The 526-nt window shown below is 80.2% G+C and carries 1 protein-coding gene; it reads right to left on the reverse strand.

The features are described from left to right. The coding region (locus HMPREF0731_RS22885) for an FAD-dependent oxidoreductase (protein WP_007006665.1) at window positions 1-526 on the reverse strand (526 nt) is incomplete at both ends.

Here is a 526-nt window from a genome sequence, read left to right on the forward strand (position 1 = left end):
GGCCAGCGATGCGGCGCCGCGCCGCGCAGCACCCGGCGCAGATTGGCCGCCAGATAGGGCGCCGCCCGGCCGGCCCAGGCACCGCCGCGCGGCAGGGCGTAGCTGGCGGCGTCGCCGCTGACGAAGATCTCCGGGTGGCTGATGCTGCGCAGGCTGGCATCGACCAGCGGGAAGCCGTCCCCGTCGCAGGCCAGGCCGCTGCCGGCCAGGTCGAAGGCCGGCCGCGCCCCGGTGCAGGCGATCGCCAGGGCGATGTCGCGCTCCGCCCCGGCGGGGCCGTGCAGCACGCCGTCGCGCAGCGCCTCCGCCGGGAAGCCGCAGCGCCAGGCGATGCCGGCGCGGGCCAGCGCCGCCTCGGCACGGGCGCGGAAGCCCGGCGGCAGCGCCGGCAGCAGGCAGGGTGCCGCCTCCAGCAGCAGCACGGGCCGGTGCCCCTGCGGGCGGCACGCCAGGGCCAGGGCCAGCTCGACCCCGGCCAGCCCGGCGCCGATCACCGCGATCCGCCCTTCCGGCAGCGCGTCGAGCC

Origin of the sequence: Pseudoroseomonas cervicalis ATCC 49957 (assembly GCF_000164635.1) — a bacterium.
In the GTDB taxonomy this organism is placed as follows: Bacteria; Pseudomonadota; Alphaproteobacteria; order Acetobacterales; family Acetobacteraceae; genus Pseudoroseomonas; species Pseudoroseomonas cervicalis.